We start from the raw sequence: 20,848 nt of genomic DNA, 5'->3' as shown, positions 1-20,848 counted from the left end.
CTTGAACCCCTCAGCAGCGCTGCGTTTTCAGCAGCAGAGAAGCGAGATTATGAACCGTGTTTCGCAGTTCGTCAACAACTTTCTGAACGACTTCGTTGCGACTGCGGGGCTCAACTTCCGTACCGCCAAGGTTCGCTACCTCCGAACTCCAACAGCACTGCTTCCCTTCCCTCCGCGCCGCGTTTCCGTTAGCGCGAAAGAGGCGTGATTCTAAGCACCTGTCCCCATCCATGCAAGCGCTTTGTGAAGAAAGTTTGAAAAAGCCTCCGTGCGCTCACGCGCACGGAGGCTTTGGGCTCGACGGGCCGGGAAGCGCGGTCGATCCACCAGCCGTCGGCAACGTTCCCTTCTATATATAGAGAGCGTGTCAGCTGCCGCCCGCAGCAGCCTGCAGTCGCTCAATCGGCACCGCGTCGGCCATCGCCGTGTAGCCGGCGTCGCTCGGATGGATACCGTCGCCGCTATCGTATCGGCGTTGCAGCACGCTCGGGCGCGCCGGATCGCGCAGCGCCGCGTCGAAGTCCACGACGCCGTCGAACCCGCCGCCGCTGCGGATCCACCGATTCACCTCGAGCCGGATCGCCTCGCGCCCGGCCGGCAGCGCCGCCGGCGTGAGTGTCGCGCCGAAGACCTTCACGCCCTGTCGGTGCGCCGCCTCGATCAGCCGGCGATAGCCATCGATCAGCGATGCAGCCGTCACCTGCGTATGCGGGTGATCGCAATCGAGCCCCGCGCGCGGCGGCATCGCCGCGAAATTGATGTCGTTGATCCCGATCAGCACGATCGCCGCCTTCACGCCCGAGCGCGACAGCGCGTCACGCTCGAACCGCGACGCCAGCGACGTGCCGTAACACGCGGAATCGCTGAGCAGCCGGTTCCCGCTGATGCCGAGATTTACGACGCCGACCGAATCGGCACCCGCTGCAGCCAGCCGGCGCGCGAGCGCGTCGGGCCAGCGGCGGTTCCGGTTCACGCTGGAGCGCAGCCCGTCGGTGATCGAATCGCCGATCGCCGCGACGCTGGCGTGTGCGGGACCAGCTTCGACGGCCAGTTCGGTCACCCACGCATATTGGGTAAAGCGGGTGCGAAACGTCGCGGCGCCCGGATCGTTCACGTGATCACCCGGCCCGGACACATAGTTGAACTGGTTCGACACGCGATGCCAGACCGTCATTCGCTGGTTCGGCCCCATCTGGAGGCTGATCGCATACGGCTGCGCGGCCGTCACGCCGATCGCCACCGGGTCGCTTTCGAGTTCCTGGCCCGGCGCGAGCGTCACCGACGCCTTGCCGCCGAACCGGACCGGCACCGCCGCACCACCGGCGAGCGCGGCCCCTTCGCCGGCGCGCGCGAGACTCGCGGCCACGACGACCAGCGGCGCGCGACCGTATGCGTTGCTCACGCGAATCCGCGCCGCCCGCCCCGACACGGTCGGGTAGACGATCTGACGCACGGTTCGCCCGGCCACGTCTGGCGCGCGGTAGAGCGGCGGCGGTGCGGCGAGGTCGGGAATCGGCTGCAGCGCGGTCGCCCACGCAGCGACCCACCCGGCCGGCGCGGCCGACGCTGCAAGCGGCGACACGAGAACGGCCGCACCCAGCACAGCCGCGGCGAAACTGCTTCGAAATGACATCGGCAAAATCCTCATCGGAAAGCGGGCATTGTGCCGCAGAAGATGCCGGCCCCACGTGCGGGGCCGCACTTGCTCCGCCTGATCGCGCCCCGATGTCCCTCGTTTACCCGAGTCCCGCCGCAAATCCACAAGAAATTTATTAACCGACCGGTCGGTTGGTTTATACTTCGCACACACTCAACCGGACGAGAGCCTTCGCCATGTACACGCAATCCCTCGACATCCCCGGCAACGTCGCGCCGCTCGACGCCGCAGCCGAGTCGCCCGAGCAGGCGCGGTTCGATGCGGTGATGGCCGCGGACGGCAAGATCGAACCGCAGGACTGGATGCCCGACGCGTATCGCAAGACGCTGGTGCGCCAGATCTCGCAGCACGCGCACTCCGAAGTCGTCGGCATGCTGCCGGAAGGCAACTGGATCTCGCGCGCGCCGAGCCTGAAGCGCAAGGCGATCCTGCTCGCGAAGGTGCAGGACGAAGCCGGCCACGGCCTCTATCTTTATAGCGCGGCCGAAACGCTCGGCGTATCGCGCGATTCGCTGATCGACGCGCTGCACGCCGGCAAGGCGAAATACTCGAGCATCTTCAACTACCCGACGCCGACCTGGGCCGACGTCGGCGTGATCGGCTGGCTGGTCGACGGCGCCGCGATCATGAACCAGATCCCGCTGTGCCGCTGCACGTACGGTCCGTACGCGCGCGCGATGATTCGCGTGTGCAAGGAAGAGTCGTTCCATCAGCGCCAGGGTTTCGACGCGTTGCTGTCGATGATGAAGGGCAGCGACGCGCAGCGCGCGATGGTCCAGCAGGCCGTCGATCGCTGGTGGTGGCCGGTGCTGATGATGTTCGGCCCGAGCGACGCCGATTCGGTCCACAGCAGCCAGTCCGCCAAATGGGGCATCAAGCGGATCTCGAACGACGATCTGCGCCAGAAATTCGTCGACGCCACGGTCGACCAGGCGAAGGTGCTCGGCGTGACGCTGCCCGACCCCGACCTGAAATGGAACGAAGCGCGTGGCCACCACGACTACGGCGCGATCGACTGGGACGAATTCTGGCGCGTGGTCAACGGCGACGGCCCGTGCAACAAGGAACGCCTCGCGACGCGTGTGAAAGCCCACGAGGATGGCGCCTGGGTGCGCGAAGCCGCGCTCGCGCACGAAGCGAAGCGCCGCGCCCGCGCCGAACAGCAGGCCGCCTGAGCGGCCCCCTCGAATTCAGGAATCAGGAGAAAACGATGAACAAGGAATGGCCGATCTGGGAAGTGTTCGTGCGCAGCAAGCAGGGCCTCGACCACAAGCATTGCGGCAGCCTGCACGCGGCCGACGCGACGATGGCGCTGCGCATGGCGCGCGACGTCTACACGCGTCGCCAGGAAGGCGTGAGCATCTGGGTGGTGCCGTCGTCGGCGATCACCGCGTCGGACCCGAGCGAGAAGGCCGAACTGTTCGAACCGGCGGGCGACAAGATCTACCGTCATCCGACGTTCTACACGCTGCCCGACGAAGTCAACCACATGTAACGCCCGCGCCATGACGATCACGCCCGAACACCTCTCCTACGTGCTGCGCCTCGCGGACAATGCGCTGATCCTCGGTCAGCGCAACGCCGAATGGTGCGGCCACGGCCCGATCCTCGAGGAAGACATCGCGCTCACCAACATGAGCCTCGACCTCATCGGCCAGGCGCGCATGCTGTACACGCACGCGGCCGAGCTCGAGCGCCAGCTCACCGGCGCGACGAAGACCGAGGACGACTACGCGTACTTCCGCACCGAGCGCGAGTTCGCGAACTTCACGCTCGCCGAACTGCCGCACTACGGCCCGGTCTCCGGCACCGCGCACGCCGACAAGGACTACGCGGTGACGATCGTGCGCAACTTCCTGTACGCGGCGCTGATGCTGCACGTATGGAGCGCGCTGGAGACGTCGGCCGACACGCAACTGGCGGCGATCGCCGCGAAATCGGTGAAGGAAACCCGCTATCACGTCCAGCATGCGCGCGAGTGGCTCGTGCGCCTCGGCGACGGCACCGACGAATCGCACCGCCGCGCGCAGGCCGCGCTCGACTACCTGATGCCGTACACGCGCGAATTCTTCGCCGCCGATGCGATCGACGACGCGATCGTCGCACCGGGCATCGGCCCGGCGCCAGCCGCGATCGAGGCCGCGTGGCGCGCGGACGTGGATGACGCGCTCGCGGAAGCCACGCTCACGTTGCCGGCGCCGGTGAAGCATGTGACGACCGGCAAGCAGGGCGAGCACTCGGAGCACATGGGCTACCTGCTCGCCGAAATGCAGAGCCTCGCGCGCCAGCATCCCGGCGCGAGCTGGTAACCGGCCCACGCCACGGAGCCCGACGATGTCCGCCCAGACCGCCGCCCCTGCCCCCGCCGCGCACCGCGACGATCCGTTGCTCGCCCGCGCGTGGGACGTGCTCGAAGCCGTGCCCGATCCGGAGATCCCGGTCGTGTCGATCCGCGAGCTCGGCATCCTGCGCGACGTCCGCCGCGCGGATGACGGCCAGCTCGAAGTCGTGATCACGCCGACCTACTCGGGCTGCCCGGCGATGTCGCAGATCGCCGAGGACATCGCCGCCGCGCTGCAGGCCGCCGACTTGCCGCCGCACCGGATCGAGACGGTGCTCGCTCCCGCGTGGACGACCGACTGGATTACGCAGGAAGCGCGCGACAAGCTGCGCGCGTACGGCATCGCGCCGCCGGTCGGCCAGTGCGGCAGCGCCGCGCCGCGGGAGAACGTCGTGCGCTTTGTGCCGCGGCCGGTCGCGGCGCCCACCTGCCCGCGCTGCGGCTCCGCGCGCACCGAACGTCTCGCGCAATTCGCGTCCACGGCCTGCAAGGCGCTGTATCGCTGCGTCGACTGCCGCGAACCCTTCGACTACTTCAAACCCTACTGAATATGGCGACCCCGCAATTTCACCCGCTGCGTATCCGCGACGTGCGGCCCGAGACCGCCGACGCCGTGACCGTCTCGTTCGACGTGCCGCCCGAATTGCGCGACGCGTACCGCTTCACGCAGGGCCAGTTCGTCACGCTGAAGACCCACATCGACGGCGAGGAGACGCGCCGCTCGTATTCGATCTGCGTCGGCACGACGGACTACGACCGTGACGGCGAACTGCGCATCGGCATCAAGCGCGTGCGCGGCGGCCGCTTCTCGAACTTCGCGTTCGATACGCTGAAGCCCGGCCACATGATCGACGTGATGACACCGGACGGCCGCTTCTTCACGCACCTGAACGCCGACCACGGCAAGCAGTACGTCGCGTTTTCCGGCGGCTCGGGGATCACGCCGGTGCTCGCGATCGTGAAGACGACGCTCGAACTCGAGCCGCGCAGCACGTTCACGCTGATCTACGGCAACCGCAGCGTCGACGCGATCATGTTCGCGGAGGAGCTCGAGGACCTGAAGAACCGCTACATGAACCGCTTCGTCCTCTACCACGTGTTGTCGGACGATCTGCAGGACGTCGAGCTGTTCAACGGCGTGCTCGACCAGGCGAAATGCGCGGAATTCCTCGCCACGCTGACACCGGCCGACGCGATCGACGAGGCGTTCATCTGCGGCCCGGCGCCGATGATGGACGCCGCCGAAGCCGCGCTGAAGGCGGCCGGCGTGCCGCAGGCGAAGGTGCATGTCGAGCGCTTCGGCACGCCGCTGCCGCAGGCCGGCGCACCGGTCGTCGAGATCACCGACCAGACGCCGGCCGCCGATCTCGAGATCGTGCTCGACGGCAAGAAGCGCAAGCTGCGCTTGCCGTACGAAGGCGTGAGCCTGCTCGACGTGGGCCTGCGCGCGGGCCTCGCGCTGCCGTATGCGTGCAAGGGCGGCGTGTGCTGCACATGCCGCGCGAAGGTGGTCGAAGGCGAAGTGCGGATGGAGAAGAACTACACGCTCGAGGAGCACGAGGTGAAGGATGGTTTCGTGCTGACGTGCCAGTGCCACCCGATCAGCGACAAGGTCGTCGTGAGCTTCGACGAACGTTGAGCGGCATCGCGTCGCGGCGCCCGACGGTTTCTCGCCGTCACACATCTCGCTTACACTAGGGGCCGCCGGCCGGCTGGACATCGCAACGTCCGCCCGTCGGCGGTTTTCTTTTGTTGACGACAGGCCGATGAGTACCATTCATGTGATTCAGGGCGGCACCGCCGCCGCGTCGCTGCGCGAGGCTCTCGTGCAAGCCGGACGCGACGAGCGCGTCGTCGGTTTGCTCGACGATCTCGGCGTCGGGCCACTGAAGGGCGCCGACGAGACGCCCGACACGCGCGCCGCTTTCTGGCAGCACGTGCTCGGCGACCAGATTCCCGACTGGAACGCGGAAATCGAAGGCGAATTCGCCCGCCTCGACCAGCTCGCGATGGATACCGGCCAGGTCGTCGTGTGGCATGCGCCGAGCGTCGGCGACAAGCTGCTGCTGCGCCGCGTCGCCTATCACCTGCGCAACGTGCCGCAGCGCCTGAACGAGGTACGGCTGTCGGCCGCCGACCTCGACGCCGCGCAGCGCGCATCGCTGTCGCGTACCGACCAGGCCTGCGTGACCGGGATGTTCTCGCCCGCGGAACTGGCGCGCAAGCGGCCGGTGGCCGCGCCGATCTCGGTCCTGCGCATCGGCCGCCTTGCGCTCGAGTGGCAGGAGGCGAAGCACCTGAACGCCGAGCTGCGTTATTGGGTCAGCAACACGATCAAGAGCGGCCACTACGCCGATCTCGACGCGCTGATCGTCGCGCGCGCGGAAACCGACTGGCAGCCCGCGCGGCGCCTCGTCGGCAGCATCATGGCCGCCGCCGACCGCGGCGGGCTGTTCGTCAGCGACTCGATCGCGTGGTGGCGCTGCCGCGAACTCGCGGCCACCGGCCGACTCGAGCTGCAGGACGACGCGCCCGCGGCCCTCTCTTCCACGCAGGTGCGCGCGGCCCCGGCCGCCGCGCACCGCTAATCTTCTTCGACCATGGCCCGAACCCGAGCGCCCGACCACGAATCCCAGCGCGAGCAGATCCTCGACCTGGCCGCCGAGAAATTCGCGCAGACGAGCTATCCGAGCACGTCGATGTCCGATCTCGCGACCGCGAGCGGTACGTCGAAGGCGCGGCTCTATCACTATTACGAGAGCAAGGAAGCGATCCTGTTCGACCTGCTCGATCGCTACACCAAACGGCTGATGCTGATCATCGCCGAGGTCGAGGGTGCGAGCCAGCGGCGCGGCCTCAGCGAGCGCGACGCGTTCGCCGAGCTCGTGCGCGCGTTCCTCGCCGAATACGAGACGTCGCACAGCCGCCACGTCGCGCTGCTCAACGACGTGAAGTATCTGGAGGATGCGCAGCGCGAAATCGTGCTCGACCGCCAGCGCGACATCGTCGCGGCGTTCACGCGGCAGCTCGCGCGCGCGTATCCCGACCGCATCTCGAAGGAAAACCAGACCTCCGTGACGATGATGGTGTTCGGGATGATCAACTGGACCTTCACATGGCTGAAGCCGGGCGGGCGCCTCGGCTACCGCGACTTCGCCGAACAGGTAATCGACCTGATCGAACGCGGGCTGTCGACAGCGGCCTGATGCCGCGCAGCAGCATTCGTTGCGCGGCGGGCACAGTGCGGCCGCCCGTCGCGCGTTTCATATGATGAATTTTAAATCCGTTAAAAATCAAATAGATATACGAATAATTAAGCGGATTTAGAATTCACCCTCGGCACAAATAACGTCAAATGCGGGTTTTCCCTTACCTCGGTCGGGTAGAATGCTGTTGCATTGCACAAGCCGCTTGTGCAGCCACACACTGAGGAACCCACGATGAACACGCGATCCAACCGCCGTGCCGATGCTGTCGGCCACGCCGGTACTGCGCCGGTTCTCGTCAGGGAACTGGCTTCCAAAGACCGTGAGCAGATGCTCACCCACTTTCTCTCGCTCGACGAAGAGGACCGCCTGCTGCGCTTCGGCCAGGTGGTGCCCGACCACGTGATCGAGAACTATGTCCGCACGATCGATTTCGGTCGCGATACCGTATTCGGCGTGTTCGACCACGATCTCGAACTGATCGGCGTCGGCCACCTGGCCTATCTGCCGGCCGAGGGCGACAAGCGCACGGCCGAATTCGGCGTGTCGGTGCTCGAACGCGCACGCGGCCGCGGCGTCGGCTCGAAGCTGTTCGAGCGCGCGGCGATCCGCAGCCGCAACACGCACGTGACGATGCTGTACATGCACTGCCTGTCGCGTAACGCGACGATGATGCACATCGCGAAGAAATCCGGGATGCGGATCGAGTACGCGTACGGCGAAGCCGATGCGTACCTGTCGCTGCCGCCCGCCGACCACTCGACGATCATCGCCGAGATGCTGCAGGAACAGGCCGCGGTGTTCGACTACGCGATGAAGCGCCAGGCGCGCCGCACGACGAAGTTCATCGAATCGCTGATACCCGCCGCACTGACGGCCTGACGTCGGCCAGCCGGGCCGCGCCTGTGGCGCACCCGGCTCCCCTCCTTTCCCTGCCCGCTAGCGCACCGAACGAATCGGCAACGCCGTCGTTTCCTTGAAGCAGTCGAGCGAAAAGCTCGTCTTCACGTCGATCACCGACGGGTGATGCAGCAGATGCTCCTGCACGAAGCGGGAGAAATGCGCCATGTCCTCGACCTGCACGCGCAGCAGGTAATCCATGTCGCCCGTCATCGCGTGGCACGCGACCACTTCCGGCCAGGCCTGCACGGCCGCGCGAAACAGCTCCGCGTGCGTCGCGCCCGCGCGCGCCGACGTCTCGTCGACCCGGACCGGCGCGAGGCCGCCACGCTTTTCGAGCCGCACGCTCACGTACGCGAGCAGGTCGAGCCCGAGCTTCTGCGGATTCAGCAGTGCGACGTAGCCGGTGATCACGCCGATGTCCTCGAGCCGCCGGATCCGCCGCAGGCACGGGCTCGGCGACAGGTTCACGCGCTCGGCGATCTCCTGGTTCGACAGGCGCCCGTTCTCCTGAAGAATCGCGAGAATTCGCCGATCGATGGCATCCAATTCGGCTTGCGCCATCTTCTGCCCTCCGTTGATTATTTTGAGACTGGAAATTGCGCCATCGTAGGCGCGGGCGATCAAGTTCGCAAGTTTCCGCTCGCGGCCGCCCGCTACACTCTGTCGCATGTCTCGACGCGCCGCACACGCTCATTGCGGAGGCGGCCGTCGACATCGAACCAGGCCGAGCAGGCGCACGCCGCCCCGGCGATCGCCCCGCACAGGAGACACGACATGCAGATCCCCAACTGGGACAACCCCGTCGGCACCGACGGCTTCGAATTCATCGAATACACGGCACCGGACCCGAAAGCGCTCGGACACCTGTTCGAACGGATGGGTTTCACCGCGATCGCGCGCCACCGCCACAAGGACGTGACGGTGTACCGCCAGGGCGACATCAATTTCATCATCAACGCCGAACCGGATTCGTTCGCGCAACGCTTCGCGCGCCTGCACGGCCCGTCGATCTGCGCGATCGCGTTCCGCGTGCAGGACGCCGCGAAGGCGTATCAGCGTGCGCTGGAACTCGGCGCGTGGGGCTTCGACAACAAGACGGGCCCGATGGAGCTGAACATCCCGGCGATCAAGGGGATCGGCGATTCGCTGATCTATTTCGTCGACCGCTGGCGCGGCAAGAACGGCGCGCAGCCGGGCGCGATCGGCGACATCAGCATCTACGACGTCGACTTCGAGCCGATTCCCGGCGCGAACCCGAACCCGGTCGGGCACGGCCTCACCTACATCGACCACCTGACGCACAACGTGCATCGCGGCCGCATGCAGGAATGGGCCGAGTTCTACGAGCGCCTGTTCAACTTCCGCGAAGTGCGCTACTTCGACATCGAAGGCAAGGTGACCGGCGTGAAGTCGAAGGCGATGACGTCGCCGTGCGGCAAGATCCGCATCCCGATCAACGAGGAAGGCTCGGACACGGCCGGCCAGATCCAGGAATACCTCGACGCGTATCACGGCGAAGGCATCCAGCACATCGCGCTCGGCGCGAGCGACATCTACCAGGCGGTCGACGGGCTGCGCAGCAAGGACGTGAAGCTGCTCGACACGATCGACACGTATTACGAACTGGTCGACCGCCGCGTGCCGAACCACGGCGAATCGCTGGCCGAGCTGAAGAAACGCAAGATCCTGATCGACGGCGCGCGCGACGACCTGCTGCTGCAGATCTTCACCGAGAACCAGATCGGGCCGATCTTCTTCGAGATCATCCAGCGCAAGGGCAACCAGGGCTTCGGCGAAGGCAACTTCAAGGCGCTGTTCGAATCGATCGAGCTCGACCAGATCCGCCGCGGCGTCGTGCAGGACAAGGCCTGACGCTTGCACCGCGCGGCAGCGGCTCGGCAGTCGGGCCGCCCGCGCGATCCGGCCGCACAAAGAAAAAGGGCGGGAATCCTCGGATTCCCGCCCTTTTGTATTTCGGCGCGGCCCGCAAGCCGCGCGATCGCATCAACGCACGTTCGCCTTCGACTCGGCGGCACGCTCGGCCGACGGCTGGGCTGCGGCGTCCTGGGCCGGCACGATCTGCTGCATCTGCGCGCCGGCTGCCGCCAGTGCGCTCGCGCCTCGCGCGTGCACCGGGCCGGTCATCGAGAAAAACGCGGCGGACACGATCAGGAAACTCTGGATATGACGTGTGTTCATTGCACCTCCTGTAAAACTGCCGGCGCCTCCCCGACTGCGTCGGAACGAACCCACGCGGCCGGGCACCTCCGGCAGGCCGACAAGATTAACGGCATTTGCCCGAAGATCAACGCGGCTTTACATGCTTTTACATGATGTAACGCATCATCCGCCCCGTTTTCGCGGGGCGCCGCCGCGCATTCCCCGCGTTGCAACCGATGGGCGGCGGGTTTGCCCCAGTGCTACCATCCCTTAAAACCGGCGAACATGCCGGCCACTGCAGACGCGTCCAAAAGATGCCGACGCAACCGAAGTTTTGGTGATCCCAGACCGGGTGGAGGAGACAGTTAATGAATGCCCCGCTAGACGCAGACCAACGCGCGTCGCTAGAAGCCGCGCTGAAGTCCGTCACGCTTGACGACAAATACACACTGGAACGCGGCCGCGCGTACATGAGCGGCATCCAGGCCCTCGTGCGCCTGCCGATGCTCCAGCAGGAACGCGACCGCGCCGCCGGTCTCAATACGGCCGGCTTTATCTCCGGCTATCGCGGCTCGCCGCTCGGCGGCCTCGATCTGTCGCTCTGGAAAGCCAAGCAGCACCTGGCCGCCCACCAGATCGTGTTCCAGCCCGGCCTCAACGAAGATCTCGCCGCCACCGCCGTGTGGGGCTCCCAGCAGGTGAACCTGTACCCCGGCGCGAAATACGACGGCGTGTTCGGCATGTGGTACGGCAAGGGCCCGGGCGTCGACCGCACCGGCGACGTCTTCAAGCACGCGAACTCGGCCGGCTCGTCGCAGCACGGCGGCGTGCTGGTGCTCGCCGGCGACGACCACGCGGCGAAATCGTCGACGCTCGCGCACCAATCCGAACACATCTTCAAGGCTTGCGGGCTGCCGGTGCTGTTCCCGTCGAACGTGCAGGAATATCTCGATTTCGGCCTGCACGGCTGGGCGATGAGCCGCTACTCGGGCCTGTGGGTGGCGCTCAAGTGCGTGACCGACGTCGTCGAATCGTCGGCGTCGGTCGACATCGACCCGCATCGCACCGAGATCGTGCTGCCGACCGATTTCATCCTGCCGGAAGGCGGGCTGAACATCCGCTGGCCCGATCCGCCGCTCGTGCAGGAAGCGCGGCTGCTCGACTACAAGTGGTACGCGGCGCTCGCGTACGTGCGGGCGAACAAGCTCGACCGGATCGAGATCGATTCGCCGAACGCGCGCTTCGGGATCATGACCGGCGGCAAGGCGTATCTCGACGTGCGCCAGGCGCTGACCGACCTCGGCCTCGACGACGAAACCTGCGCGCGGATCGGCATCCGACTCTACAAGGTCGGCTGCGTGTGGCCGCTCGAAGCGCAGGGCGCGCAGGCGTTCGCGCGCGGCCTCGACGAAATCCTGGTGGTCGAGGAAAAGCGCCAGATCCTCGAATACGCGATCAAGGAAGAGCTGTACAACTGGCCCGACGCGCAACGCCCGCGCGTGTTCGGCAAGTTCGACGAGAAGGATGGCGCCGGCGGCGAATGGTCGGTGCCGATGGGCAACTGGCTGCTGCCTGCGCACTACGAGCTGTCGCCGGCGATCATCGCGAAGGCGATCGCGACGCGGCTCGAGAAGTTCGAATTGCCGTCCGACGTGCGCGCGCGCATCGCCGCGCGGCTCGCGGTGATCAACGCGAAGGAAATGGCGCTCGCGAAGCCGCACGTGCAGACCGAGCGCAAGCCGTGGTTCTGCTCGGGCTGCCCGCACAACACGTCGACCAACGTGCCGGAAGGCTCGCGCGCGATCGCCGGCATCGGCTGCCACTACATGACCGTGTGGATGGACCGCAGCACGAGCACCTTCAGCCAGATGGGCGGCGAAGGCGTGCCGTGGATCGGCCAGGCGCCGTTCACCGACGAGAAGCACGTGTTCGCGAACCTCGGCGACGGCACCTATTTCCACTCGGGCCTGCTCGCGGTGCGCGCGGCGATCTCGTCGAAGGCGAACATCACCTACAAGATCCTCTACAACGACGCGGTGGCGATGACGGGCGGCCAGCCGGTCGACGGCGTGCTGACGGTGCCGCAGATCACGCACCAGCTCGCGTCCGAAGGCGCGAAGAAGATCGTGATCGTCACCGACGAGCCGGAGAAGTACGACAGCCAGAAGGCGCTGCTCGCGCCCGGCGTGACGATCCATCACCGCGACCAGCTCGACGACGTGCAGCGCGAGCTGCGCGAGATCGAAGGCACGACGATCCTGATCTACGACCAGACCTGCGCGACGGAGAAACGCCGCCGCCGCAAACGCGGCACGTATCCGGACCCGGCCAAGCGCGTCGTGATCAACGACGCGGTGTGCGAAGGCTGCGGCGACTGCTCGGTGCAGTCGAACTGCCTGTCGGTCGAGCCGCTGGAAACCGAATTCGGCACGAAGCGCCAGATCAACCAGTCGAGCTGCAACAAGGACTTTTCGTGCGTGAAGGGCTTCTGCCCGAGCTTCGTCACGGTCGAGGGCGGCCAGTTGAAGAAGCCGAAGGCGGTGTCGGTCGACGGCAGCGCATTGCCGCCGATTCCGGAACCGACGCTGCCGGCGATCGATCGCGCGTACGGCGTGCTCGTCACCGGCGTGGGCGGCACGGGCGTCGTGACGATCGGCGCGCTGCTCGGGATGGCCGCGCATCTGGAAAACAAGGGCGTGACCGTGCTCGACGTCACCGGCCTCGCGCAGAAAGGCGGCGCCGTGATGAGCCACGTGCAGATCTCGCACGCGCCGACCGACATCCACGCGACGCGGATCGCGATGGGCGAAGCCGATCTCGTGATCGGTTGCGATGCGATCGTCACGGCCGGCGACGAGTGCACGTCGCGGATGCGGCACGACACGACGCGGGTGGTCGTCAACAGCGCGCAGACGCCGACCGCCGAGTTCATCAAGAACCCGAACTGGGCGTTCCCGGGCCTGTCCGCCGAGAACGACATCCGCGCGGCGGCCGGTGTTGCGGTCGACTTCATCGACGCGAACCGCTTCGCGGTCGCGCTGCTCGGCGACGCGATCTACACGAACCCGTTCGTGCTCGGCTACGCATGGCAGAAGGGCTGGCTGCCGTTGACGCTCGCGTCGCTCGAACGCGCGATCGAGCTGAACGCCGTGTCGGTCGACAAGAACCGCGCGGCGTTCGACTGGGGCCGCCGCGCCGCGTACGACCTGGCCAGCGTGAAGCAGGCGGCGGCCGGCGACGCCCGGCCCGCGCAAGGCGCCACGGTGATCTCGCTGCACACGAAGAAGGCGGTCGACGCGCTGATCGCGAAGCGCGTGGAGTTCCTCACCGCGTACCAGAACGCCGCGTACGCGTCGCGCTATGCGGCGTTCGTCGACAAGGTGCGCGCCACCGAGCGCGCACTGGCGGACGGCGACACGGTGCAGGAACCGCTGACCGAAGCGGTCGCGCGCAACCTGTTCAAGCTGATGGCGTACAAGGACGAGTACGAGGTCGCGCGGCTGCAGTCCGACCCCGCGTTCCTCGCGCGCCTGCGCGCGCAGTTCGAAGGCGACTGGAAGCTGAAATTCCACCTCGCGCCGCCGCTGTTCGCGAAGACGGACGCCCACGGCCATCTCGTGAAGAAGGCGTACGGCCCGTGGATGATGTCGGCGTTCCGGCTGCTCGCGAAGGCGAAGTTCCTGCGCGGCACGGCGCTCGATCCGTTCGGCCGCACCGCGGAGCGCCGCACCGAGCGCGCGCTGATCGGCGAGTACGAAGCGCTGATCGGCGAGGTGCTGGCGAGGCTGAACGCGGCCAACCGGCCGCTCGCGCTCGAACTCGCGATGCTGCCCAACGGCATTCGGGGCTACGGCCACGTGAAGGAGAACAACCTGCGCGCGGTACGCCAGAAGTGGGACACGCTGCTCGCGAAGTGGCGTTCGCCGGCAGGCGGCCAGTCGCACCAGCAGGTCGCGTAACGCGCGGTCGCGGCGCGGCGTTCGAAGCAGGAACGCCCGCCCGCGCCGCCGCCCGTCGCGGTTCACGCAAAAAAAACGCCACGGAACCCAGGTTCCGTGGCGTTTTTCATTGCGCCGCGCCTGACGCGCGGCACACGCGGGCGTGAGCTTACTTCGTGTTCACGTTCGCGGCGGCAACGGCCGTCATGTTGATGATCCGGCGCACGGTCGCGGCCGGCGTCAGGATGTGGACCGGCTTGGCGGCGCCGAGCAGGAACGGGCCGACCGTCACGCCTTCGCCGCCGACCATCTTCAGCAGGTTGTACGCGATGTTCGCCGCTTCGACGTTCGGCATGATCAGCAGGTTCGCTTCACCCGACAGCGTCGTGCCCGGGAACGCCTGCTTGCGGATCAGTTCCGACAGCGCCGCGTCGCCGTGCATTTCGCCGTCGACTTCGAGGTTCGGCGCACGCTCGACGATCAGCTTGCGGGCCTCGGCCATCCGGCGCGACGACGCCGACGGCGCGCTGCCGAAGTTCGAGTTCGACAGCAGCGCGGCCTTCGGCGCGATGCCGAAGCGCTCGATCTCGGCCGCGGCCTGGATCGTCATGTCGGCGAGCTGGTCGGCGCTCGGCAGCTCGTTCACGTACGTGTCGCACACGAACAGGTTGCGGCCCGGCAGCATCAGCAGGTTCATCGCGGCGAAGTGCTCGGCGCCCTTCGCGCGGCCCAGTACCTGCTCGATGAACTTCAGGTGGCTGTGGAACGTGTCGATCATCCCGCAGATCATCCCGTCCGCATCGCCCAGATGCACGAGCATCGCGCCGATCAGCGTGTTGAACTTGCGCATCGCGGCCTTCGCGACTTCCGGCGTCACGCCGTCGCGCGCGCCGATCTCCTGATACGCCTGCCAGTAGCGGTGGTAGCGCGCATCGTCTTCCGGATCGACGATTTCGAAATCGACGCCGGCCTTCAGCTTCGAGCCGATCTTCTGCAAGCGCATGTCGACGACCGACGGACGGCCGACGATGATCGGCTTCGCGATCTTTTCCAGCAGCACGAACTGCGCGGCGCGCAGCACGCGCTCGTCCTCGCCTTCGGCGAACACGATGCGGGCCTCTTTCTGCTTCGCCGCCGCGAACACCGGGCGCATCACCATGCCGGTGCGGTAGACGGTCGCGCCGAGCTGCTCGCGGTACGCGTCCATGTCCTGGATCGGGCGCGTCGCGACGCCCGAATCCATCGCGGCTTGCGCGACGGCCGGCGCGATCTTGATGATCAGGCGCGGGTCGAACGGCTTCGGGATCAGGTAGTCCGGCCCGAATTCGAGCGAATGGCCTTCATACGCCTTCGCGACTTCCTCGCTCTGGTCGGTTTCCTCCGCCAGCTCGGCGATCGCGCGCACGCACGCGAGCTTCATTTCTTCCGTGATCGTGGTCGCGCCGACGTCGAGCGCGCCGCGGAAGATGAACGGGAAGCACAGCACGTTGTTGACCTGGTTCGGGTAGTCCGAACGGCCGGTCGCGACGATCGCGTCCGGGCGCACGGCCTTCGCGTCTTCCGGGCGGATTTCCGGTTCCGGGTTCGCGAGCGCCAGGATCAGCGGCTTGTCGCCCATCGTCTTGACCATGTCCTGCTTCAGCACGCCCGCGCTCGAGCAGCCGAGGAACACGTCCGCGCCGACGATCGCGTCGGCGAGCGTGCGCGCGTCGGTGTTGGCCGCATAGCGCTGCTTCGACGGATCGAGGTTGCCGCGCCCTTCGTAGATCACGCCCTTCGAATCGGCGACGAGGATGTTCGACTTCGTCAGGCCGAGATTCACCAGCAGGTCCAGACACGCGATCGCCGCCGCGCCCGCGCCCGAACACACGAGCTTCACTTCCGACAGCTTCTTGCCGACGACCTTCAGGCCGTTCAGGATCGCGGCCGACGCGATGATCGCGGTGCCGTGCTGGTCATCGTGGAAGACCGGAATCTTCATTCGCTCGCGCAGCTTCTGCTCGATGTAGAAGCATTCCGGCGCCTTGATGTCCTCGAGGTTGATGCCGCCGAGCGTCGGCTCGAGCATCGCGATCGCCTCGACGAGCTTGTCGGGGTCCGACTCCGACAGTTCGATGTCGAACACGTCGATGCCCGCGAATTTCTTGAAGAGGCAGCCCTTGCCTTCCATCACCGGCTTCGCGGCCAGCGGGCCGATGTTGCCGAGACCCAGCACGGCGGTGCCGTTCGTGATGACCCCGACGAGGTTGCCGCGCGACGTGTACTTCTGCGCGTCGAGCGGATCGGCGTGGATCGCCTCGCACGCGGCGGCGACGCCCGGCGAATACGCGAGCGACAGATCGAGCTGGTTCGACAGCGGCTTGGTCGGGGTGACCGAAATCTTGCCGGGTTTCGGGTTCAGGTGATAAGCGAGAGCGGCCTGCTTCAGTTGTTCGTCCATGATTGACCTGCGAGAGACATGCGGAATATTGACGACTCAGTACACAGCACCTTCGGCCGCGTCTGCTTGAATCGAGGGGATGGTCGACTGCGAGACGGCCCGCGACGCACCGGATCGGCACGCCATCGAACCTTGGCGGATGGCAAGAGGAAAGTACAAAGTACTGAACGATTTCTAAGGGTCGCCTAGTGTACACCCCCTAAATGACGTCCGTTGCTGCGACGCCGCATCTCCGGCATCAGCGCCGGGATGGTCTACCCCCGTTTGTTTCGCCGGTGGTGAGCCGGGCAGCGAACCCGCGCGAATTCCGCCGAAAACCTGCCTGAATCGGGTAAAATAGCGGGCTACGCGCGCAGCGATGCGATCGGCCCGCCGATCGCACCCCGGCCCTTCGGGCAGGTTCCCCTTGCTGCGCCACCGGGCCCGCGCCCGCTCCTCGCTCATCACCCAAGGAATGCCCATGACAGGCTACGATCGTCAGTCGATCTCGGATACGACCGCCAAAATCCTGCTCGAAGTGCAGGCGGTGCACTTCAATGCCGAAAAACCGTTCATCTTCACGTCCGGCTGGGCAAGCCCCGTCTATATCGACTGCCGCAAGCTGATCTCGTATCCGCGCGTGCGCCGTGCGCTGATGGAAATGGCGGAAACGACGATCACGCGCGACATCGGCTTCGAGCAGATCGACGCGGTGGCGGGCGGCGAGACGGCCGGCATCCCGTTCGCGGCATGGATCGCGGACCGGATGATGGTGCCGATGCAGTACGTGCGCAAAAAGCCGAAGGGTTTCGGCCGCAATGCGCAGATCGAAGGCCATCTCGAGGAAGGCTCGCGCGTGCTGCTGGTGGAAGACCTGACCACCGACAGCCGCAGCAAGATCAACTTCGTCAACGCGCTGCGCACCGCGGGCGCGACGGTGAACCACTGCTTCGTGCTGTTCCACTACAACATCTTCAAGGAAAGCGTGTCGGTCCTGAAGGACATCGACGTCGACCTGCACGCGCTCGCGACGTGGTGGGACGTGCTGCGCGTCGCGAAGGCGTCGGGCTACTTCGAGACGAAGACGCTCGACGAAGTCGAGAAATTCCTGCACGCACCGGCCGAATGGTCGGCGGCGCACGGCGGCGCGACGGCCCCGAAGGAATGACGCCCCGCCGGCATGCATGCCGGCGCACTGGCTGAACGAGCCGCCGGCTTCATCGCAGGCGGTTTTTTTTCGTCCGTCGCGTTGCGCGCCGACTGCGCGCAATCGCGGGCGCCGGTGTGCGTCGCTCATCGAACCCTAATGCTAGACTTGATCCATCGCCGCCCTCAGCTGCGCGGGCAACATACAACGCCAACAATGCCGGGAGCCTCGGCCCGGCCCACGTGACGGGAGAAGCGCCATATGCGTGTGGATCGCCGGATCACTCCGCCTGCGCCATCGGGTCGCCCTTCTCCGCTCCGTTTCTCCGCCCTCCTGTGCGCCGCCGTCTTCGCGGCGCTGCCCGCGCATGCGGAAGGCCCGTTCACCGTGACGAGCGACGACCTGACGGCGGGCGCCCGCGTGCGGCCCGCGAACGTGTTCGACCGCGGCGACTGCAAGGGCGCGAACCGCTCGCCGCAACTCGCATGGCACAACCCGCCGCCGGGCACGCGCGGCTACGCGGTCACGATCTTCGATCCCGACGCGCCGGGGCACGGCTGGTGGCACTGGGCCGTCGCGGGCATCCCGGCGACCGTCACGAGCCTGCCGGCCGATGCGAGCGCGTCCGGCTTCCTGCGCCGCATCGGCGCGAGCGAGGCGCGCAACGACTTCGGAATCGACGGCTACGGCGGCCCGTGCCCACCGCCCGGCAAACCGCATCGCTACGTGATCACCGTCTACGCGCTGAAAGGCACCGACCTGCGTATCTCGCAAGGCCGCCCCGCGCCGATGTTCGAGCACGAGATCGGCACGCTCGCGATCGGCACCGCGCGACTCACGGTCACTTACGGGCAGTAGGTAAGCGCGCGCCGCCGCCCGTGGCGGTCGCGATTGCCCGCGCCCGCGAATTTCTGTGCGCGGCCTGCGCGCTTTCTTCCGGTCATTTCGGCTTGCTAGACTCGGCTGCACCGGTCGCGGCATCCCGCCGCGCATCCGTCGCGCCGCCCAACTGCGGCGCGTGTCGCGGCGAGCCTGCGGGCCGCCGTTCCCGTCCCTTTCCGGAGAACGCTTCATGTCGAACATCGTCATCGTCTATCACAGCGGCTACGGTCACACGCAGAAACTGGCCGAGGCCGTGCACGCCGGTGCGCAGGATGCCGGCGCCGCCGCACGCCTCCTCGCCGTCGGCGAGCTCGACGACGCGGGCTGGGCCGCGCTCGACGCGGCGGACGCGATCGTCTTCGGCGCGCCGACCTACATGGGCGGCCCGTCCGCGCAGTTCAAGCAATTCGCCGACGCGACCTCGAAACCGTGGTTTACGCAGAAATGGAAGGACAAGATCGCCGCGGGCTTCACGAACTCCGCGACGATGAACGGCGACAAGTTCTCGACGATTCAGTATTTCGTCACGCTGGCGATGCAACATGGGATGGTGTGGGTCGGCACGGGCATGATGCCGGCCAACTCGAAGGCGGCCACGCGCAACGACATCAACTACGTCGGCGGCTTCACGGGCCTGCTCGCGCAGTCGCCGGCGGACGCGACGCCCGACGAGGGCCCGCTGCCCGGCGACCTCGATACCGCGAAGGCGTTCGGCCGGCGCGTCGCCGAAGCGACGGCGCGCTGGGTGGCCGGCGGCCGCTGAGCGCGCCCGGGGCACCCGCCCGCTCGCACCGGCCGCTGGCATGGCCGCGCAGCGTGGGGGTGCGCCAAAGGGACACAAGACGGCCCGCGGGCCGTCTTTTTTTCGCCCCGTGCGGTACAGGCCCGCCGGATGACGTCTTAAAATGGCGGTTTCAGGGCGCCGCGGCTCCCGTTTCATTCAGTGAGAGCGAAATGAGCACCAAAGTTTTTGTCGACGGCCAGGAAGGCACGACCGGCCTCAAGATCTTCGAATACCTGTCGGCACGCAGCGACATCGAGATCCTGCGCATCGATGAAGCGAAGCGCAAGGACGTCGACGAGCGCCGTCGCCTGATCAACGCGTCCGACGTCACGTTCCTGTGCCTGCCGGACGTCGCGTCGCGCGAATCCGCGTCGCTCGTCGAGAACCCGAACACCACGCTGATCGACGCGAGCACCGCGTTCCGCACCCATGCCGACTGGGCCTACGGCCTGCCCGAGCTGACCCGCGCGCAGCGCGAGAAGATTCGTACGTCGAAGCGCATCGCGGTGCCCGGCTGCCACGCATCGGCGTTCGTGCTCGCGATGCGGCCGCTCGTCGATGCGGGCATCGTCGCGCCGACGTTCGCCGCGCACAGCTACTCGATCACCGGCTACAGCGGCGGCGGCAAGTCGATGATCGCCGAGTACGAAAGCGCCGCGCCGGGCGGCAAGCTCGCGAGCCCGCGCCCGTATGCGCTCGGCCTCGCGCACAAGCACCTGCCCGAAATGGCCGCGCACACCGGCCTCGCGAACGCACCGATCTTCACGCCGATCGTCGGCCCGTTCCTGAAAGGCCTCGCGGTGACGACCTACTTCACGCCCGGGCAGCTCGCGAAGCGCGCGACGCCGCAGGACGTGCAGCGCGTGTTCGCCGAGTACTACGCGGACGAAGCGTTCGTGCGCGTCGCACCGTTCGACGCGGATGCGAACCTCGACAGCGGCTTCTTCGACGTGCAGGCGAACAACGACACGAACCGCGTCGACCTGTTCGTGTTCGGCAACGCGGAGCGCTTCGTCACGGTCGCGCGCCTCGACAACCTCGGCAAGGGCGCGTCGGGCGCCGCGATCCAGTGCATGAACCTCAACATCGGCGCGGCCGAGGACGCCGGTCTCAAACGCTGATTCAGCATCGCATGCCATGCAAAGCCGGCCACTGGCCGGCTTTTTATTTACCCGTATCAGGCAATATATAAAAACACCGGATCGCGCATTTACAAATATTTACAAGCTTTCCATTGCGCGATTACCAGTGAATTAATCCAGCCCGTTCTTTATCCAGTCAATCCCGAATAGGGATAAACCGGATACCGTCGATTTAAACGCTGCCGTTATACGCAGGAAGGCGCGGCGCGAGCGTGCCAGGCGTCGCGCAGCCCCCACTCCGGCAGCTTTCGACGGCCCGCCGCGCGTTT

Annotated in this window: 19 protein-coding genes; 15 read left to right on the top strand and 4 right to left on the bottom strand. The window is 66.7% G+C overall.

Going from position 1 to position 20,848, the window contains the following annotated elements:
- Positions 1-208 (top strand): hypothetical protein (locus tag MMB92_RS29145; RefSeq protein WP_277563123.1); only part of this gene is annotated, 208 nt, incomplete at its 5' end.
- 159 nt (positions 209-367) lie between these two features.
- Here the strand turns inward: MMB92_RS29145 and MMB92_RS29140 are convergent.
- On the bottom strand, positions 368-1,633 hold the full coding sequence (locus MMB92_RS29140) for an SGNH/GDSL hydrolase family protein (protein ID WP_111442475.1): 1,266 nt from the start codon (positions 1,631-1,633) through the stop codon (positions 368-370).
- 200 nt (positions 1,634-1,833) lie between these two features.
- Between MMB92_RS29140 and paaA the strand changes: the two genes are divergently transcribed.
- From paaA to MMB92_RS29100, 8 genes are all read left to right on the top strand, one after another.
- Positions 1,834-2,832 (top strand): 1,2-phenylacetyl-CoA epoxidase subunit PaaA, encoded by a 999-nt coding sequence (paaA, locus tag MMB92_RS29135; RefSeq protein WP_006497418.1) that lies wholly within the window; start codon positions 1,834-1,836, stop codon positions 2,830-2,832.
- Positions 2,833-2,867: 35 nt separating this feature from the next.
- Positions 2,868-3,152: a 1,2-phenylacetyl-CoA epoxidase subunit PaaB gene (gene paaB, locus MMB92_RS29130; protein ID WP_006482881.1), complete on the top strand. Its 285-nt coding sequence runs from the start codon at positions 2,868-2,870 to the stop codon at positions 3,150-3,152.
- Between the two features lie 10 nt (positions 3,153-3,162).
- Positions 3,163-3,966 (top strand): 1,2-phenylacetyl-CoA epoxidase subunit PaaC, encoded by an 804-nt coding sequence (paaC, locus tag MMB92_RS29125; RefSeq protein ID WP_058902225.1) that lies wholly within the window; start codon positions 3,163-3,165, stop codon positions 3,964-3,966.
- A gap of 25 nt (positions 3,967-3,991) precedes the next feature.
- The gene (gene paaD, locus MMB92_RS29120) at positions 3,992-4,546 is read left to right on the top strand and encodes a 1,2-phenylacetyl-CoA epoxidase subunit PaaD (RefSeq protein WP_006482879.1); all 555 of its coding nucleotides are present in this window, start codon (positions 3,992-3,994) and stop codon (positions 4,544-4,546) included.
- Positions 4,547-4,548: 2 nt separating this feature from the next.
- The gene (gene paaE, locus MMB92_RS29115; RefSeq protein ID WP_048992256.1) at positions 4,549-5,637 is read left to right on the top strand and encodes a 1,2-phenylacetyl-CoA epoxidase subunit PaaE; all 1,089 of its coding nucleotides are present in this window, start codon (positions 4,549-4,551) and stop codon (positions 5,635-5,637) included.
- A 127-nt stretch (positions 5,638-5,764) separates the two neighbouring features.
- Positions 5,765-6,586: a DUF1835 domain-containing protein gene (locus tag MMB92_RS29110; protein WP_277563122.1), complete on the top strand. Its 822-nt coding sequence runs from the start codon at positions 5,765-5,767 to the stop codon at positions 6,584-6,586.
- Positions 6,587-6,598: 12 nt separating this feature from the next.
- Positions 6,599-7,204 carry a TetR/AcrR family transcriptional regulator gene (locus MMB92_RS29105; protein WP_006482923.1) on the top strand — a complete coding sequence of 202 codons (606 nt, stop codon included), beginning with the start codon at positions 6,599-6,601 and terminating at the stop codon, positions 7,202-7,204.
- Positions 7,205-7,438: 234 nt separating this feature from the next.
- A complete protein-coding gene (locus MMB92_RS29100) occupies positions 7,439-8,086 on the top strand; it encodes a GNAT family N-acetyltransferase (protein ID WP_277563121.1) in 648 nt (215 codons plus the stop codon).
- A gap of 57 nt (positions 8,087-8,143) precedes the next feature.
- Here the strand turns inward: MMB92_RS29100 and MMB92_RS29095 are convergent, their stop codons facing one another.
- Positions 8,144-8,668: an Lrp/AsnC family transcriptional regulator gene (locus MMB92_RS29095; RefSeq protein ID WP_006482889.1), complete on the bottom strand. Its 525-nt coding sequence runs from the start codon at positions 8,666-8,668 to the stop codon at positions 8,144-8,146.
- Between the two features lie 213 nt (positions 8,669-8,881).
- On the opposite strand from MMB92_RS29095, the gene hppD reads away from it, so the two are divergent.
- Positions 8,882-9,979 carry a 4-hydroxyphenylpyruvate dioxygenase gene (hppD, locus tag MMB92_RS29090; protein WP_058902223.1) on the top strand — a complete coding sequence of 366 codons (1,098 nt, stop codon included), beginning with the start codon at positions 8,882-8,884 and terminating at the stop codon, positions 9,977-9,979.
- A gap of 132 nt (positions 9,980-10,111) precedes the next feature.
- Here the strand turns inward: hppD and MMB92_RS29085 are convergent, their stop codons facing one another.
- Positions 10,112-10,306 (bottom strand): hypothetical protein, encoded by a 195-nt coding sequence (locus MMB92_RS29085; RefSeq protein WP_006482893.1) that lies wholly within the window; start codon positions 10,304-10,306, stop codon positions 10,112-10,114.
- Positions 10,307-10,635: 329 nt separating this feature from the next.
- Between MMB92_RS29085 and MMB92_RS29080 the strand changes: the two genes are divergently transcribed.
- The gene (locus MMB92_RS29080; RefSeq protein WP_059721069.1) at positions 10,636-14,226 is read left to right on the top strand and encodes an indolepyruvate ferredoxin oxidoreductase family protein; all 3,591 of its coding nucleotides are present in this window, start codon (positions 10,636-10,638) and stop codon (positions 14,224-14,226) included.
- A 148-nt stretch (positions 14,227-14,374) separates the two neighbouring features.
- Here MMB92_RS29080 and MMB92_RS29075 read toward each other — a convergent pair whose 3' ends face one another.
- The gene (locus MMB92_RS29075; RefSeq protein ID WP_006482927.1) at positions 14,375-16,645 is read right to left on the bottom strand and encodes an NADP-dependent malic enzyme; all 2,271 of its coding nucleotides are present in this window, start codon (positions 16,643-16,645) and stop codon (positions 14,375-14,377) included.
- A 460-nt stretch (positions 16,646-17,105) separates the two neighbouring features.
- Here MMB92_RS29075 and MMB92_RS29070 point away from each other — a divergent pair, with 460 nt between their 5' ends.
- The 4 genes from MMB92_RS29070 (at position 17,106) to argC (ending at position 20,558) form a co-directional block, all read left to right on the top strand.
- Positions 17,106-17,792, top strand: a complete 687-nt coding sequence (locus tag MMB92_RS29070; protein ID WP_006482887.1) for an orotate phosphoribosyltransferase — start codon at positions 17,106-17,108, stop codon at positions 17,790-17,792.
- Positions 17,793-18,032: 240 nt separating this feature from the next.
- Positions 18,033-18,629, top strand: a complete 597-nt coding sequence (locus MMB92_RS29065) for a YbhB/YbcL family Raf kinase inhibitor-like protein (RefSeq protein ID WP_006482912.1) — start codon at positions 18,033-18,035, stop codon at positions 18,627-18,629.
- Positions 18,630-18,843: 214 nt separating this feature from the next.
- Positions 18,844-19,416, top strand: a complete 573-nt coding sequence (locus MMB92_RS29060; RefSeq protein WP_006497426.1) for a flavodoxin family protein — start codon at positions 18,844-18,846, stop codon at positions 19,414-19,416.
- Positions 19,417-19,607: 191 nt separating this feature from the next.
- Positions 19,608-20,558, top strand: coding sequence for an N-acetyl-gamma-glutamyl-phosphate reductase (gene argC, locus MMB92_RS29055; RefSeq protein ID WP_006481596.1), 951 nt, complete (start codon positions 19,608-19,610; stop codon positions 20,556-20,558).
- The last annotated feature ends 290 nt before the right edge of the window (positions 20,559-20,848 follow it).

This window comes from Burkholderia sp. IO2 (assembly GCF_029522185.1).
GTDB lineage: Bacteria > Pseudomonadota > Gammaproteobacteria > Burkholderiales > Burkholderiaceae > Burkholderia > Burkholderia cenocepacia.
Note: the sequence above shows the minus strand (reverse complement) of the source record. Positions and strands in the feature narration are given on the sequence as shown.

Excerpts from the sequence above, each read along its gene's own strand:
- MMB92_RS29070 (WP_006482887.1), top strand. The coding sequence starts at position 17,106 with ATGACAGGCTACGATCGTCAGTCGATCTCGGATACGACCGCCAAAATC.
- paaD (WP_006482879.1), top strand. The coding sequence starts at position 3,992 with ATGTCCGCCCAGACCGCCGCCCCTGCCCCCGCCGCGCACCGCGACGAT.
- paaA (WP_006497418.1), top strand. The coding sequence starts at position 1,834 with ATGTACACGCAATCCCTCGACATCCCCGGCAACGTCGCGCCGCTCGAC.
- paaB (WP_006482881.1), top strand. The coding sequence starts at position 2,868 with ATGAACAAGGAATGGCCGATCTGGGAAGTGTTCGTGCGCAGCAAGCAG.
- argC (WP_006481596.1), top strand. The coding sequence starts at position 19,608 with ATGAGCACCAAAGTTTTTGTCGACGGCCAGGAAGGCACGACCGGCCTC.
- paaC (WP_058902225.1), top strand. The coding sequence starts at position 3,163 with ATGACGATCACGCCCGAACACCTCTCCTACGTGCTGCGCCTCGCGGAC.
- MMB92_RS29085 (WP_006482893.1), bottom strand. The coding sequence starts at position 10,306 with ATGAACACACGTCATATCCAGAGTTTCCTGATCGTGTCCGCCGCGTTT.
- MMB92_RS29060 (WP_006497426.1), top strand. The coding sequence starts at position 18,844 with ATGTCGAACATCGTCATCGTCTATCACAGCGGCTACGGTCACACGCAG.
- MMB92_RS29075 (WP_006482927.1), bottom strand. The coding sequence starts at position 16,645 with ATGGACGAACAACTGAAGCAGGCCGCTCTCGCTTATCACCTGAACCCG.
- hppD (WP_058902223.1), top strand. The coding sequence starts at position 8,882 with ATGCAGATCCCCAACTGGGACAACCCCGTCGGCACCGACGGCTTCGAA.
- MMB92_RS29095 (WP_006482889.1), bottom strand. The coding sequence starts at position 8,668 with ATGGCGCAAGCCGAATTGGATGCCATCGATCGGCGAATTCTCGCGATT.
- MMB92_RS29105 (WP_006482923.1), top strand. The coding sequence starts at position 6,599 with ATGGCCCGAACCCGAGCGCCCGACCACGAATCCCAGCGCGAGCAGATC.
- MMB92_RS29100 (WP_277563121.1), top strand. The coding sequence starts at position 7,439 with ATGAACACGCGATCCAACCGCCGTGCCGATGCTGTCGGCCACGCCGGT.
- MMB92_RS29065 (WP_006482912.1), top strand. The coding sequence starts at position 18,033 with ATGCGTGTGGATCGCCGGATCACTCCGCCTGCGCCATCGGGTCGCCCT.
- MMB92_RS29110 (WP_277563122.1), top strand. The coding sequence starts at position 5,765 with ATGAGTACCATTCATGTGATTCAGGGCGGCACCGCCGCCGCGTCGCTG.
- MMB92_RS29140 (WP_111442475.1), bottom strand. The coding sequence starts at position 1,633 with ATGTCATTTCGAAGCAGTTTCGCCGCGGCTGTGCTGGGTGCGGCCGTT.
- paaE (WP_048992256.1), top strand. The coding sequence starts at position 4,549 with ATGGCGACCCCGCAATTTCACCCGCTGCGTATCCGCGACGTGCGGCCC.
- MMB92_RS29080 (WP_059721069.1), top strand. The coding sequence starts at position 10,636 with ATGAATGCCCCGCTAGACGCAGACCAACGCGCGTCGCTAGAAGCCGCG.